This window comes from Streptomyces sannanensis (assembly GCF_039536205.1).
GTDB lineage: Bacteria > Actinomycetota > Actinomycetes > Streptomycetales > Streptomycetaceae > Streptomyces > Streptomyces sannanensis.
The window spans coordinates 78957-93493 of record NZ_BAAAYL010000003.1 but is presented as its reverse complement, the minus strand read 5'-3'; the positions used below and the strand labels follow the sequence as shown (position 1 = coordinate 93493).

15 protein-coding genes are annotated in these 14537 nt (G+C 70.8%); 10 read left to right on the top strand and 5 right to left on the bottom strand.

What is annotated here, in order from left to right; all coding sequences use genetic code 11:
* Positions 1–394 precede the first annotated feature (394 nt).
* The 4 genes from mobF to ABD858_RS35510 all read left to right on the top strand — a co-directional run bounded on the left by mobF (position 395) and on the right by ABD858_RS35510 (position 4155).
* Positions 395–2296: a MobF family relaxase gene (gene mobF / locus ABD858_RS35525; protein ID WP_345045584.1), complete on the top strand. Its 1902-nt coding sequence runs from the start codon at positions 395–397 to the stop codon at positions 2294–2296.
* 104 nt (positions 2297–2400) lie between these two features.
* Positions 2401–2985 carry a hypothetical protein gene (locus ABD858_RS35520; RefSeq protein ID WP_345045582.1) on the top strand — a complete coding sequence of 195 codons (585 nt, stop codon included), beginning with the start codon at positions 2401–2403 and terminating at the stop codon, positions 2983–2985.
* A gap of 39 nt (positions 2986–3024) precedes the next feature.
* The gene (locus ABD858_RS35515; protein ID WP_345045580.1) at positions 3025–3756 is read left to right on the top strand and encodes a hypothetical protein; all 732 of its coding nucleotides are present in this window, start codon (positions 3025–3027) and stop codon (positions 3754–3756) included.
* 204 nt (positions 3757–3960) lie between these two features.
* The gene (locus tag ABD858_RS35510) at positions 3961–4155 is read left to right on the top strand and encodes a hypothetical protein (RefSeq protein ID WP_345045577.1); all 195 of its coding nucleotides are present in this window, start codon (positions 3961–3963) and stop codon (positions 4153–4155) included.
* A gap of 812 nt (positions 4156–4967) precedes the next feature.
* On the opposite strand, the gene ABD858_RS35505 is transcribed toward ABD858_RS35510, so the two are convergent.
* Positions 4968–5558, bottom strand: a complete 591-nt coding sequence (locus ABD858_RS35505; RefSeq protein ID WP_345045575.1) for a DUF3223 domain-containing protein — start codon at positions 5556–5558, stop codon at positions 4968–4970.
* 264 nt (positions 5559–5822) lie between these two features.
* On the opposite strand from ABD858_RS35505, the gene ABD858_RS35500 reads away from it, so the two are divergent.
* Positions 5823–7415, top strand: coding sequence for a replication-relaxation family protein (locus ABD858_RS35500; protein ID WP_345045572.1), 1593 nt, complete (start codon positions 5823–5825; stop codon positions 7413–7415).
* A 70-nt stretch (positions 7416–7485) separates the two neighbouring features.
* On the opposite strand, the gene ABD858_RS35495 is transcribed toward ABD858_RS35500, so the two are convergent.
* Positions 7486–7890: a hypothetical protein gene (locus ABD858_RS35495; RefSeq protein ID WP_345045570.1), complete on the bottom strand. Its 405-nt coding sequence runs from the start codon at positions 7888–7890 to the stop codon at positions 7486–7488.
* Between the two features lie 118 nt (positions 7891–8008).
* Here ABD858_RS35495 and ABD858_RS37095 point away from each other — a divergent pair, with 118 nt between their 5' ends.
* Together ABD858_RS37095 and ABD858_RS35480 are read left to right on the top strand one after the other, a co-directional pair.
* Positions 8009–8509 carry a ribonuclease FAU-1 family protein gene (locus ABD858_RS37095; protein ID WP_425586377.1) on the top strand — a complete coding sequence of 167 codons (501 nt, stop codon included), beginning with the start codon at positions 8009–8011 and terminating at the stop codon, positions 8507–8509.
* Positions 8510–9259: 750 nt separating this feature from the next.
* Positions 9260–10498 (top strand): IS110 family RNA-guided transposase, encoded by a 1239-nt coding sequence (locus tag ABD858_RS35480; protein ID WP_345045805.1) that lies wholly within the window; start codon positions 9260–9262, stop codon positions 10496–10498.
* A gap of 3 nt (positions 10499–10501) precedes the next feature.
* Here the strand turns inward: ABD858_RS35480 and ABD858_RS35475 are convergent, their stop codons facing one another.
* Positions 10502–11197 (bottom strand): hypothetical protein, encoded by a 696-nt coding sequence (locus tag ABD858_RS35475; protein WP_345045565.1) that lies wholly within the window; start codon positions 11195–11197, stop codon positions 10502–10504.
* A 314-nt stretch (positions 11198–11511) separates the two neighbouring features.
* On the opposite strand from ABD858_RS35475, the gene ABD858_RS35470 reads away from it, so the two are divergent.
* The gene (locus tag ABD858_RS35470) at positions 11512–11796 is read left to right on the top strand and encodes a hypothetical protein (RefSeq protein ID WP_345045563.1); all 285 of its coding nucleotides are present in this window, start codon (positions 11512–11514) and stop codon (positions 11794–11796) included.
* Positions 11797–11830: 34 nt separating this feature from the next.
* Positions 11831–12010 (top strand): hypothetical protein, encoded by a 180-nt coding sequence (locus tag ABD858_RS35465; RefSeq protein WP_345045560.1) that lies wholly within the window; start codon positions 11831–11833, stop codon positions 12008–12010.
* Here ABD858_RS35465 and ABD858_RS35460 read toward each other — a convergent pair.
* Positions 11986–12462, bottom strand: a complete 477-nt coding sequence (locus ABD858_RS35460; RefSeq protein ID WP_345045557.1) for a hypothetical protein — start codon at positions 12460–12462, stop codon at positions 11986–11988. The genes ABD858_RS35465 and ABD858_RS35460 overlap by 25 nt on opposite strands.
* Before the next feature lie 83 nt (positions 12463–12545).
* Here ABD858_RS35460 and ABD858_RS35455 point away from each other — a divergent pair, with 83 nt between their 5' ends.
* Positions 12546–13163 carry a hypothetical protein gene (locus ABD858_RS35455; protein WP_345045555.1) on the top strand — a complete coding sequence of 206 codons (618 nt, stop codon included), beginning with the start codon at positions 12546–12548 and terminating at the stop codon, positions 13161–13163.
* 24 nt (positions 13164–13187) lie between these two features.
* Here ABD858_RS35455 and ABD858_RS35450 read toward each other — a convergent pair whose 3' ends face one another.
* The gene (locus ABD858_RS35450; RefSeq protein WP_345045553.1) at positions 13188–14495 is read right to left on the bottom strand and encodes an NsdA family TPR-like regulatory protein; all 1308 of its coding nucleotides are present in this window, start codon (positions 14493–14495) and stop codon (positions 13188–13190) included.
* Between the last annotated feature and the right edge of the window lie 42 nt (positions 14496–14537).

Genomic DNA, 14537 nt, shown 5'->3' with positions numbered 1-14537 from the left:
AGCGGTCCGTCGATGCCTCCGGGCCCGGTGACACCACCCCCCGGATCATGAATAACAAGGGGGGGAAGTCATGCCGGACCCGAAGGCCGGAGGCCCCATTGCGGAGCCAATGAAGACGGTAACGGGGGGCGGCGTCTTGGCCGTCGGGTGGAGGAGCGGTACGAAGGTGTTCGCTGGTTGACGGTGGAGTCGTCTGCTGGCGGTTTTTGGGGTGTGTGAGGCGTGTGTGACTGGGTGCCGCGCAGCATTTGCATGGCCCCGGTGGTGTCCGCCGGGCGGGCACGGTGTCGCCGCGGGCGCCCGCCGTGCGGGATCGGCCGTGAAGTTCCGGTGAACTCTCCCGCCTTACGGGATCGTGCTTTTCCGCAGGTCAGAGCCGGTGTCCTCTGTGGGAATGCTCAGTGTCGCGAAGGTTCAGAGGCGCAATGCGTGGCGGTACTACGTGCGCGGAGTCGCGTTCGGGGATGGCCGCCGCCCGGTCGGCCAGTCGTTGAAGGACGCCCAGGCGAAGGCCGGACTCCCGCCCGGGAGGTGGTTGGGGCGAGGCCTGGACGTGCTCGGGCTCACCGAGGGCGCGGAGGTGTCCGAGCGGCAGATGGCGTTGATGTTCGGGCAGGGCCGGCACCCGGACGCCGACCGCATCGAGCACGGCCTCCTGGACGACGGCGCCGACCCGGCCACGGCACGACTGGCCACCGTGCTCGGGCAGCCGATCGAGGAGATCGAGGCGCGCAAGCAGACTCCGCTGCTCGCGCTCGACTTCACCTTCCGGCCGCAGGCGTCCCTGATCGTGTTGTGGGCGCTGGGAGACGCCAAGACGCGCCGGGTCATCGAGCGGGCGCACGAGCGGGCCATCACCAAGGCGCTGCGCTGGCTGGAGGATGAGGTCGCGGAGACCCGGTGGTCCTCGGGCCGCGGGCGTGCGAAGACGCCGGCCTTGATCGTCGCGGCGTTCAGGCACTTCGACAACCGGGACGGATTCCCGCTCCTGCATGACCACTGCCTGGTCCTGAACCGCGTGCAGCGTCTGGACGACGACGGCGAGCCGGTGTGGGGTGCTCTGGACACCCGCCGCCTCTACCAGCACGTCGTGGCGGCCGGGACTCTCTACACCCTCGCGATGACGACCGAGGCGTGTGAGGAGCTGGGGTTGGCGACGGTGCCCCGGGAGGTGACGCCGGGCCTGCGCCCGGTGATGGAGATAGCCGGTGTCGACTCCGAGCTCATCGACTGGTCGTCGACCCGCCGTCAGCGGATCGAGGACGTCCTGGAGGGCCTCACCTACAAGTACGCGGAAAAGCACGGGCGGCTGCCCGGCGAGCGCGCCCGCCAGGGCCTGGCCTGGTGGGCTGCGCAGGACACCCGCCCCGAGAAGAAGACCCCGCGCCCTTTGAAGCAGCTGCTCGCATGGTGGCGGGCCTCCGCGCTCCTGAAGTTCGGCAAGCAGATGGTCGACGGGCTCCTTCAGCGCTGCCGCACAGCGGGTGCGGCGATCTGGGCCCGGGTGAGCACGCTGGTGGACACCGCGCTCGCCGCCGTCGACGTCGCCGCGGTCGTCTTCACCGTGCGCGGCACCTTCGCCCGCCGCCACGTCCTGGCCGAAGCCCGCCGGCACCTGCTGGAGACCCTGCGCGGCCAGGAGTTCACACGCGGCCTGGACGACTACATCGCCGACGCAGCCCTGGCCCGCCACTCCCGCCAGCTCACCGTTCCTCAACCCGGCCGCCGGACCCCGGGCCCTGACCAGCTCACCTACACCGCCGACTTCACCTGGCCCGGCCGCTGGTGGATCGCCGGCGCCGACGCCAAGCCACCGCGGGCCGCCACCCGCTACGAGCGGGCCAAGGTCGCCAGCCTCGCCGTGCAGAACGCGATCCGCGCCGCCCGAACCGCGCCCGCCGCCCGGAACGATGCTCCGGCCGCGACCGCGTCGGCCGCCGCACACACCGACCACCACCACAGCCGGACGGCCGACGCGCCGCACAGCGTCGACCACCCGGGGCGGGATGCTGCGCTCACCCCGGCGCAGCGGGCCGCCGCCGTCCACGCCCACCAGCAGGCCGCGATGCCGCAGGAGTACCTGGAGGGCCGTACGACCGACCCGGCGACGTGGATGCGCACGCCGGCCAACCTGGAGCGGCTCGCCGCCCTCACCCGCGCGGCCGACGCCCGCCGCCGCGCCCTCGCCGACCGGCCGAGGCCCGAGCAGCCGGCCGACGTGGTCAAGCCCGCCGACCAGCAGCAGCACCACACGAATCGGCCCGACCAGGGCAGGGGGCCGGGGCGTGACCGCTGAGGGATGGCAACCGGCTAGGGCGTGGCCGATCTGCGACTTCACCCGCGAGCCCCAGCGGACCGGACTGAGAATCGGGGGCGATGGCACCCGGCACGGGAGGAACCTTGACCGACCTGCACGAACCACTGGAACCGCTCGACAGCTACCCCGACGAACTGCCCCCGCCCCGCCAGCGCGGCGACGTGAACCTGGTGGGCCAGCTCAGCATCGCCGACGACCTCGCCCGCAGCCTGTCGGCGCTGAAGATCCGGGTACAGCCCCACGACCCGAAGACCTCGCTCGTCAGCCCCGAGAAGGCACGCGAGAACACGGCGAAGGAAGTCGACCGGCTCCTGGGCACGGCCGTCTACCTCCAGCGCCACGCCCACGCCGCGCTGCTCGGGCGGTGCGTCCTCGGAGCGGACTCCAAGGAGGACTGCTCCACCGAGGGCGCCAACCTCCAGCTCAACGTCTGGGACGACCGCACCCGCAGGGACATCGTCGAAGACGGCACCACCGGCTGCGTCGCCCACACCGTTGAAGCCGCCCGCCGGACCATGGCCGACCCCGCCAGCCGCAAGATCCTGCTCGCCTTCATCCGCGACGACGAAGGCACCTCCGTCTCCCGCGCCCTCGGACTCGGGCCGGACGACACCGAGCAGTTCCTGAACCGCGGCCTCACCTTGCGGCCCGAACACCGCGTCTCCTGACTCCACCCCACCGAGCACGGCCCGCATTGGAGTGCCACGTTGACCTTCGAGCCAGCCGACCTGAACCTGACCGACCCGACGAAGGGCTACCTCAACTTCGTCCTCTACACCGAGGCACGCCTCGGCATCGCCTCGGGATCGCTGAACGCCGAGGTGTCCATCGAGGCACCCCAGACCCAGACACCTCACCTGCAGGAGTGGCTGAGCAGGCTGGTGCGCTGCGAGCCGAACGCGATGCACTGCACGCTCGTGGAGCCGACGAAGATCCCGGCCCTGTTCCACCCGTGCGTCACGGAGGACAAGAACAGCCCAGCGGCCATCTCCGGATCGGGCTGTACCTGCCGCCGGGCCTTCTACGACCCCGAGTTCGGGCTGCCCGTCGTGGGCGAGCACTTCAAGCACGTGGGCACCGGCGGCACGGACCAGTGGAGCTACACGACGTACGCCCCGCTCGAACTGCGCCCCGACGACATCTTCAGCAGCTTCATCACCGGCCGTGGTCTGTTCTGGGCCCGGACGGACAAGGGGCTCCTGTCGATCCTGCCGCAGAAGCACGCCGTCGGTTACAACATCGGCTACAGCGGCGGCGGCCCGCACGCCCTGGACGCCTACCTCACCCAGATCGCCCGCAACGACGGAGGGACCACGCCCGCTGGCACCCCATACGAGGACGCGCACCCGGCAATCGTCGCCTGGACGCAGAGCACCGCGGCCGATCGCGGCACGAACGAGCTGACGCTGAGCGACCTCCAGGCCATGCTGGAGAGCTGACCGCAGCAACGCGCCGACGCCCACGGACCAGATGGCCGTGGGCGTCGGCGTGTGCCCAGGCCATCGACCCGGCCGGGACCGGTCGGCGGGACGGACGGAGAAGTCGCCGGGCCAGCTGTCGGGACGCGGCCTGAGTGCTCGCTGTGAAGACGGCGGCGAGAGGCGAGGGTGCGGGGAGCGACCCACACAAGCACGGAGGCCTTGATGGTCGAACCGACCCCACCGCACCTCTCGCCGGAGCAACGCGAGCGCCTGGAGCAGCTCGCCGACGCGAGCCGGCTGCGGGCGGCGCTGTTCCCGTCGCCGAAGCCGCCGGTCCGGCGCCGCTCCCGGCAGTACCCCGGAGGCCGGCCGAACGCGTGGTGGTCCGCACGTCCGCGCCGACGCCGCCAGAGGTGAGGGGACACGGTGGACTCCACCGCGCATCCGATGCCCGGACCGACGATGCCCCTGGGAGTGGAGCCCACCGTGGCGGACAACCGGGTGCCAGTGGAGTCCACCGCCGTGCCCATCGGATGGGGAGTGGACTCCACTCTGGCGAGCACTGGCCGATGGGGAGCGGGGCCCTTCCGGCACCCGGTGCGGCCTGGCATCCGCACCACATCCTCGGTGCACCGCATCCAAGTCCGCTCCGCGCACTCCCGGCCGCGTGCGATGCGCTCCACGACGCGCGCGACGGGTGGCCTCCACTCTCGATGTACCGCATCCGATGCGCACACGGAACGTGACCACTCCCGAGGGCATCCACTCAGTGCGCACCCCCTTGACCAGGGTGGACAAGGGGAGCGTAGCTACCCGGCCAAACCCCTTGACCACATGTGCAACCCCGCACGTTTTCCCTTGACAGCGTCCGCCACCGACGGTCGTGCCCCGCCGATGCACGCTCACGGAGGGGAGATCTCTCCCTCCCCTCCATCGCTACGGTGCGTGTTCACGGGCCGGGATGCGCGCGGTGCGATGCACCCGGTATCGGATGCGCGCCGCCGAGTGGAAGTGGGCCGCACCGTGCGCTCCATCGGGCACGGTGGAGCGCACCGCACGGTGGAGTCCACCCGCACCGCACCAGAGTGGAGCCCACTGTGGTGCGCGTGCCGAAGCGCTCCAAGCGCACCGGATGCGCGCGGCGCGGTGTATCGCGCGCATCCGATGCGCGCCCGTCACGATGCCGCGCACCGCGTCGGGCGCGCGCGGATGCGGTGGGGGACAGGGCGCTACACGCGCGGGCGGCGCAGGTTCTCCTTGGCCGACAGCAGCCCGAGAACGGCGTGCTCCTGGTGGTGGGCGTGCCAGCGCTCCGCCAGGGTCCGGTCGGTGAACAGGGCCAGTCCCCGCGCCGTCTCGCCGGTCAGGTCGACGGCATCGAAGCCGCCGGCGGCCTGGACGAACTCCATCGCGATGTCGTGGAAGCGCGGGCCGCGGAAGTAGGAGACGTGTACGTCGGCGGGGGCCAGGGGCTGGCCGCTCTCGTCGGACACGAGCGTGTGGGATGCCTTGCGGGACTCGTAGTAGGTGTTGACCTGCGGCTGGATCTCGGTGCGCATCGCGGCCAGCACGCGCTGCCGGTGCGTGGGTGCGTCCAGGCACTTCTGGTACGAGAAGGCGACCTTGCTGCCGTCGACCAGGACCGCCTCCGGGCCCTTGTGGTGACCGCGCGGGGTGGCGATGACCCGGAAACGGTCCACCCCCGGGCCAACCTTCTCCGCCGCGTCGGGGTGCATGTCCAGCAGGTCCCGCAGCAGCAGGTCGTCGTCCTCCTGGTCGACGACCTGCCCGAGGCCGTAGCGGCCCAGGATCGCCTGCACCGCCTCCTGTCGGGCCTTCTTCGTCGCGTAGCGGCGCGAGCCGATCCAGACCGGGCACCTTCAGCTCCTCTGCCAAGCGGGTGACGGGAGCGCTCACGCTAGAACACATCTCCCGGTCCGGACGGAGCTTCGCCCTTGCTGTCAGCCCGCCGGGGGACATGGAGCCAATCGTGATGCCGCTCACGGATAAATCGGGAGGACAAGGGGCGGTCAAGGGACGTAACGGGCGTAGGTAGCGGGCGGCGGTCAGACCGCGGTCAAGGGGTGGCTTCGCACGGTGGCCCCGGCCCGCGCGCACATCCGCGTGCGGGCCGGCCGACTGCCGACCCGGCCCGCAGGCCGGGGGAAACCGAGGACACCGTGCCCGCCGACCACACACCTCACCCCGCCCAAGTCCCTCACACCGTGTCCGGCCCGGCGCCCGCCGACGACGTGGACCAGGTCCCGCAGGCCCCCTCCACGGGCCCCTCCATCGCCCCCTCCATCGCCCCCTCCACGGCCGCTTCCCCCGCCAACACGGTTCGCGCAGGTCAGCCCCGGAAGTCAAGGTCCCGCGACGCGTTCGACAACCCTCCTAGCCAGGCACCCAAGGTCTGGAAGCCGACCGGAGTGCGAAGGAAGGAAGTGTTGAGGGCTCTGGGGATCTTTCAGAGGGCTACCGCTGATCAGCTGTGGCGGATGCTGCGCCCCGCCGACCGGCACGACCGGATCACCAGGGACACCCTGAACGCGTTGAAGGACTCGGGCCTGACCCGGGTGGAGACCCGACTGGAGTCGGGACACCAGCTATGGGTGCTCACCGAGAAAGGACACAAGGAAGCCAAGCTGCTGCTGCCGAGGAACGTACGGATCTCCGCGCTGCGCAAGCTCGAGTACGACGACGATGGCCAGCCGGTGGAAGCCGACGGGTATGACGAACACGCCGCCGCCGTCACCTCGACCGCCGCCGTGCTCACCGGGGCCGGGTACGGCACCCCGCTCTCCTGGCAGACCGAGATCGGACACAAGCTCCCCTACGGCTACACCCAGTACGCCGACCTGACGATGCGCGCCCCGGACGCTGGAGTGCCCGCGATGCTCCTGGAGGTCGACCGCGTCACCGAACCCGTCGACGACCTGGTGGCCAAGCTGCGCCGCTACCACGAATGGTTCGAGCTCCTGGCACCGAAGGCCGACGCGGCCAAGGAGAAGGCGGCCCGGGGAACGGCAGTGCACGACTTCCGGCTGTGGCCGAGCCTCTACCCGCCGACCGGTCGCGAGGGCTACGTGCCGGTGGCGTTCGTGTTCACGGGGAAGACGGCCGCGCAGCGCGAGAGCAGGATGCGGCGGCTGGAGCAGGCCGCCCGCACGTACTTCGCCGGCGCTTCGTACCCGGGCCGCGGCGCGGGCATCACGGCCGTCGACTACCACCAGGCGGTGCCCGTGGTCGTCACCGAGCTGGAGCGGATCACCGCCGACCCGGCCGGGGCCGCAGGCGCGGTGTGGCGCAGGCTCGGGCGCGATGAGTGGCAGATCCTGCCCGAGGCCCTGGACAACCCCGACGGCGACCGCCTGTACGCCGCGCAGTGGAAGGAGGCCCGCGACCGGCGGGCGGAGTATGAGGCCGCGGAACGGGAGGCGAAGTGGCCGGTGTGCACACGTTGCGGGGCGAAGTTCACCGACGAACGGTGGCAGCAGGTGCGGCAGTTCTCGTGGCCCGGGAAGTGGGACGACCTGTGCGAGCCGTGCGCGAAGGAGTCCGTCGCTCGTGCGGAGGCTGAGCGGGTGGCGCAGCGCCAGGCGGAGGACGTTGCGGCCGGCGCGGCGGCCGAAGCGGAGACATCGAAGGCCTGGGGTCTGTTCAGGCGTCGCGGGTAGCTGCGCGGCTCCGGGGAGTCTGGGCAAGCCGCCCTCCGAGGACGGCTTGCCCAGCACGAGACGGCTGGGCTCAGGAGCGTGATGAGCCGAGTACAGGAGGGTTGCTGTGGTGACGCAGCCGGAGCCACAAGGGGTGGCCGGCGAGGGCGTCGAGAAGGATCGCGGCCACCGACCGGTCGACGGTCCGGGTGCGCTTCACCTCGTCGATCACGAAGGGTATCTGCCGGGCCCACAGTTCCCGGGCGGCCGTGTTCATCCGCCGGCTGACGACACCCAGGGCCGTGAGGGCCGGCTTGCCAGTCAGCTCCGGGGAGACGTACTCCGCGATGGCTTGCCCCCGGACCCCGGGCGGGCCCGGCTCCGCGCACACCCGCCACACCGCGTCCAGCTCCTCCACTGTGTGCAGCGACTTCACCCAGGACCGCAGCATCTCTCCGTCCAGGCCGGGTAGTCGAACCGGCCGGGCGGCTTCCATACCACGTCCTCCGGCAACACCACCGGCCGCCCACCTGGCTTGGGCTGCGGCTTCCCGTAGGCCGCGCGCACGGTACGCATCGCGTCCTCGTACGAATCGGAATCGGTGTCGATCGTGAATCTCAACGCCCACCCCCAATCTCAGCGCACTCTGCCCGGAGGCTACCCGGACGCACTGCCGCAGCGGGGCGTTCCGGGGGAGTGGGCAAGCCCAAGGGGACCCTGGGCAAGCCGCCCCGGACGGCGGCTTCCCCGACGGCGACGGGCGCCAGCTGCGGAACCGGTACGTCAACTTCGAGCACCCCACCCGCCGCACCGAGGCTGGGTTCGACACCTTCGACCTCACCGTGGACCTGGTCGTCACGCCCGACCTCACCCGCTGGGAGTGGAAAGACGAAGACGAGTACGCCCACGTGCGCCGTCTCGGCATCGTCTCCGGCACCGAGCACCGGGCCGTCGACGACGCCCGCGCCGAGGTGCTGGCGATGCTCGCCGAACGCTCCCGGCTGTTCGCGCATGCGGAGCGGTGGGCGGCCTGGCGGTGGGAGCCGGTCTGGCCCACGCCGCGCCTGCCCCGGTCCCGGGCGGCCGCGAACAGGGTTGCATCGGAGGGAGGCTGAACCGTTGTCTGGACGGTTGCATGCGGCGGGGGACCGGAGGTGTCGCCGGAGGTGGGAGCCCGGCAAATCGGACATCGCTTGTTGTCCCTGGTCAGCCCCGGTGGGCAAGCCTCCCCGCGACGACGACACCTCTAATACTGCAACCGCACTCATTGCGTCACCGCAGGTCAGGGCGGGTGCAGCGGAGTTCTTCCACTGGCGATGCGTCAGTGGAGGATTCCGGTTCCCGCATTCGGTCGAACCGCGAACCGGCAGGTCAACGCTCCAAGTGGCTGATGGCTCGCCACATGCGGGCGGGCGGTGTACCGCGCTTGACCTGCGGCGATAGCGCGAGTGCGGTTGCAGTACTAATTCGTTAGTAATTAGAGGTCCTGAATCTCTGAGGGGCCCGGGGCGGCGTTGTTCAGCCCGGGGCAGGACGTGTGTGGTCCGGTCGGTGCCGTGGTGACCCCTACGACACCTCCGACCGTGCGAGGTCTTTGTAAAGACTGGTGGCGCTGGGCGCCGGCCGGTCCTCGCAGGTTCTGCCCCCGTGGTCCCGTCGGGTTCGGGATCCTCGGTGGATGAGCTGCCGTACGGTGACGCGTTTCTCCTCACGAGCTTCGAGCTCTGGACACGGCGTGCGCCCGTGCGGTTTGGCGGCGCCGCGCACGGCTGATGAGGTGGCGGGCCTTGGAGCCCTGGAATTAGTGCGCCGTGCGGCCCCGCGTGCTCGCCTTCGAGAACGGCACCGGAGAAGGGGCGGGATCCATGGACGTGTTCTGCGGGATCGACTGGGCGGAGGGACACCACGACGTCGCGCTCGTCGACGACACCGGCAAGCTGCTGGCCAAGTGCCGGATCAACGACGACCTGGACGGCTACCGGCTGCTGCTGGACCTCCTGGCCGAGCACGGCGACACCGCCGAGACGCCGATCCCGGTGGCCATCGAGACCAGCCGCGGCCTACTGGTCGCCACGCTGAGGCAGGGCCCCCGGAAGATCTACGCGGTCAACCCGATGGCGGCCTCCCGCTACCGCGACCGGCACGGAGTCAGCCGCAAGAAGTCGGACCCGGGCGACGCCCTGGTGCTGGCGAACATCATCCGCACCGACGCGCCGGTGCACCGCCCAATGCCCGCCGACACTGACCTGGCCCAGGCCGTCGCGGTCCTGGCCCGCGCACAGCAAAACGCGGTCTGGAACCGCCAGCAGGTCGCCAACCAGCTGCGGTCCCTGCTGCGGGAGTACTTCCCGGCGATGATCGAGGCGTTCAAGGACAAGCCGGGAACCCTGACCCGCCCCGATGCCCGCCGCATCCTCGCCGTCGCGCCCACACCTGCCCTGGCCGCCAAGCTGCAGATGTGGAAGCTGACCGCCATGCTCAAGCGAGCCGGCCGCCGCCGCGGCATCGAAACCGACGCCGAACGAATCCAGCAGCTCTTCCGCCAGGAAGCTCCACGACAGCTGCTCCTCGTCGAAGACGCCATGGGCAAGCAGGCACAGGCCCTGCTGCAGCTGGACGCGGCCTGCCAGGCGGTCGATGACCTGGCGCGGGCCACCGAGGAAGCCTTTCGGTCACACCCGGACGCGGCGATCATGCTGAGCTTCCCCGGGATCGGTCCCCAGGTCGGCGCCCGCATCCTGGGCGAGATCGGTGACGACAGGAGCCGGTTCGCCACGGCTGGAGGACTGAAGGCATACGCTGGCTCCGCCCCGGTCACGCGGGCTTCCGGCAAGCGCCGTTATGTCGGTCGCCGGTTCGTGAAGAACAACCGGCTCAACCACGTCGGCCACCTGTGGGCCTTCGCCTCCATCAGCGGTTCATCCGGCGCGGACGCCCACTACCGGCGCCGCCGGGCCGGAGGGGACTGGCACATGCAGGCTCTGCGGCACCTGTTCAACCGCATGCTGGGGCAGCTGCATCACTGCCTCCTCGCCCGCGTTCCTTTCGACGAAGCCATCGCTTTCCCTCCAGGGGCTGCGATGCTCCAGCCGGCCAGTTCATAGGGCTCAGGGCATGAAGGCAGTCGACACGCGAGCCAGGTCTTCCGGCGTAAGGGCGAAGCCATTGGACGGGTTCCGGTACGAGTACGCGCCGTCGTCCACGCGGACACCGTTCCTGCTGGTCCAGCGGGAGGCCCCTCCCGCACCTTGGCCCTCAACGAGAGCGGCAGCGAGTTCTTCGGGGGCCTCAATGGCAGTAAGGACGCTGAGAGCTGCCATCAGGCGGTGCTCTGCGTCGTCCGGGATGTTGTCGTCTCCGAGCGCGGGCAGCAGCAGCAGGAGGCGGCGGTGTGGATCGGCTGTGCTGCCACCGGGCAGCCCGTTGTCGACGGCGGAGAACAACTCGAGCCAGGACAGGGCGGGACCCATGAAGTGCCCGTCGACCTTGGCCAGCAACAGTGCCCGCTCCCAGCTGGGGTGATGCAGGAGGTAGTCGACACCGGGGTCGTCCTTCCACGCTCGGTAGACGACGTGGAGGAGGTGCCCGGCGGCCAGCGGGATGGTGAAGACGGGCCACTCCGCCCGCTCCCGCAGCTCCCGGTGGAACACCTCGGCCGCCTCGTAGTCCGCACCGAAGAGCAGCTCTTCCGCATCCTCGTCGTGCGCACACGAGTACAGGTGGCCAAGCCAGAAGAGAGGTTCCTGCAGCAGCTCTGGCTCGTGGACGAGAGGGTGACCGTCGTACCCGGGTATCTCCATCATGCCGATCATCATGCCGCCTACCCGGGTGCCCTTACACGATCGGCCCCCGATGCTCCGGGGCCAGGCCGCGAAGCCTCGCGTGCGTCATCACGGCGATGCTGACTACGAAATCCCACGGTGCATCTTGACGGCTTAACTGCATGAGGTGTCTTTCCACGCAGTAGCCGTGGAAAGAGGAGCGCTTTCTGACGGCCGGGCCAGGGCCCAGGACGAGACGTTAACGAGGCCCGTGCTCTACGTTCCCGCCCGCCCAGTACCAAGACCACGTCTCCATCGGGGAGACGGCACGTGCTCGGGCGGAGGAGGAGAGTGCCATGACGTTCATTCAACCTGGTCTGCGTGTACAGGACGACTTTGCCGAAGGGCCACTCGCCGACGCGGCGCTGCGCCGCGCGGCCCGCGCCGGGCAGCTCCTCGACGAACTGCAGGAGCGCGTCGGCACGATGACCGACGTAGAACTGAGCAACGGGGTGAACCGCGCGCTGCGCTGCTTCATGCGGCGCCAGCCGCACGCCGATCAGGTCCAGGGCATCGCCGCGCAGATCCGTCGTGGAGTGCGCGTCGACTGGCCTGTGACCGACCGACTCGCCTGCGCCTGACGCACGAGATGAGGGCCCCTGGCCGGGAACCACCGTGCGAGGGGCCTCCGAACTGACGGGGTGCCGCTCGCCGAGGGCGGACGTGCACGGCATCGCCGTCAACGTGCTCGCCCTCACGCTGCCCGCCCTGCAGCGCGGCGAGCCGTGGCAGCGGCTCGGTGTCGACGACCCGTCCCACCGCAGGGACCGCTACTCGGAGCCGGCCAGCCGCTGACGGCAAGCCGCCGGCTGTCCGGCGGGCAATGAGCCGGCCGGGCAGCCTGCGCCGCCCAAAAATCCTGCACGGATGTCAGTGGCGGTGACGACACTTGATCCATGACGCTTGACCGTGCCGATTCGGCACCGCCGCTGCTGGTCCCCTCCGGATCGGCGTTCAACCCGATGGTGCTGGACCGGCCGATGTTGCTGCCCGTCCTCGACACCAACGCGCTGCTGGTTGAAGCCTGCTCTCTGGCCAAGCACGGCGGCCGACAGGACAGGGTCACCGCGCTGGCCGTTACCGGCCGCGCCACCCCGTACGTGGCCGCGCACGTACCCGGCGAGATCGACGAACACCTGGCCAAGATGGCCGCTGACTTCGAGGTGTCGGAGCGTCAGGCGCGCCGCGTGCTCGATCAGCAGATCGTGCCCGCCCTTCGGGTGGTCGACCTGGAGATCCGCGACCACCTGTCCCCGCAGACCCGGCACATCCTGCGGGTCGACCGGGAGATGCCGCGGAAGTACCGGGGCGACCCGGACGACGCGCCCACATGGCGCTCGCGGAGTTCCTGGGGCCGTGCGTCATCGTCACCCAGGACAGCGTCTTCTCCCGCTTCGGGTTCGCCGTCATCGAATGGATCCCCGTCGCCCAGAGCCTGCTGCGCCTGGCCGGCCTGGAGGCCACTGCCGCGAACGCGCTGGTCCTCATCGAACTGGCACTCCGGCTGTTCGGCGTCGGCGCTCACCGCCTGGTGGTCGCCGCCTCGCGCAACCCGCTGCCTACAGCGGCCGCCGTGGGCGGGCTGCTGTGGTGGTGCTACCGCCGTGGCTACCTGGCCCGCGACAACTGGCGGCGCCGCCTGTCGCGCGTGGGGGAGGCGACAGTGCCGCTGCTGGAGTTGGCCAGTGCCGGGATGGCCGAGCACCAGGTGCTCAGCGACTCGCTCCTGGTGGTGGAGCCCCCGGCCTACCCCACCACCGAGCAGCTGGCTGCCCGGTACCTCGCGCGCTGCGGCCGGCTCCTGACGCCCGGCGAGCTGCGCGATGCGCTCGCCCGGCGCGGCCACGCCATCTCCGCCGCGCAGTTGAAGCGGGACATGCTTGCCCACGCCGCGTTCGTCCGCGCCCCCGGCGATCTATGGACCGTCGGCCGCCCGGTACGGGGGTAGTGGGCCCGGTGCCACAGATCTGCGTCAGGCCGCGAGGACGTCCCGCAGCTCCCGTACGGCGCGTTCGTGGTGGTGCTGGGCGGGGATCGCCTCGTACAGGTCCAGCGCGCGGCGGCGGACCAGGCCGGTGCGGTAGTCGCCGGGCAGCCCGGTCAGGGCTGCGACCGTACGGCGGCACGCCTCTTCACTGTCGCCGTCGTGGTGAGCACAGGTGGCGCCGTCGATGAGCAGCAGCGTGCGCGTCATCGTGCTGGTCGGCGCGGACAACTCCAAGGCGCGCAGCTGGCTCTCACGGGCACGGCGGGTATCCCCGAGCGTGGTGAAGGCATGGCTGAGGTGCACGTGGTGCTTCTGCTCGCCGTACGTCAGCCACGTGTCCGACCGCTCGCCCGCGGGGAGCCGGTCCATGAGGGCGTCGGCGGCAGTGAGCGCGGCGCGGGCCTGCTCGGGCTGATGGTTGAGCGCGTAGGCGCGGGCAGCGACGGCGGCCGCCAACACCGCCGCGGCGGTCGGCCGGTCCCCGGCGGAGTGGCGGGCCCGTTCGGCGAGGTCAGCCGCTGCCTTCGGGGCGCCGTAGTTGAGCGGCACCATGGCCTCCCGGGCGAGGACCCAGGCGTGCAGATGGTCGTCGCCGGATTCGGCGGCGGCCCGGGATGCGGTGGCGAACCAGGCGCGGGACTCCCGGCGGCTGCCCAGGTCGTGCAGGACAATCGCGGTCATCCCGGCCATCTGCCCAGTCGTCCGGCACAACCTGGCCCGGACCGGGGCGGGCTGCGGGACGGCGAGCAGCGGGCGCAGACCGGCGAAGTCCGAGACCAGGTCGGCCAGAACGCGGGTGGGCTGCTGGCCGTGGTAGCCGTACCCATAGCTCTCGGCTGCGGCCTCCAGATCGGCGAGATCCTGGGGCGCGTCGGGGGAGAGGGTCTGGTCGACGTCGGTGCGGGCGGCGGTGAGGGCGGCGAGCGCCGGAGCGGTGAGGCCGGCGGCGAGCGCGCCACGAAGCAGGTTGCGGCGCTTCATCGGATCATCTCCATGGTGGGACTCCGTGCTGAGAGCGGCGGTGTCCTCCCAGGGTTGCGCAGCGAGCCCCAGTAGGGCACCGGGAATGCGCAGACCGCCAGCGATTCGCTCGACAGTAGCCAGAGCCGTGACAGATGTGGTGCCCCGCGCGATCTGGCTGACACGCTCGGACTTGAGCGCGCAGGCTTCGGCGATCCGGTTGAAGGAGATCCCCGCTTCGTGCGCCATGGCGAAGACCTTGGTGAAGTCCCGCTCGCGTAGGGCTCGGATGAAGGCGGGGTCGGCCAACAGATGGTGCGGCAAGTCGTCCACAAGTCCCCCTGAGTCTCGTGGAATGACGGAGCGTCAGGCTCA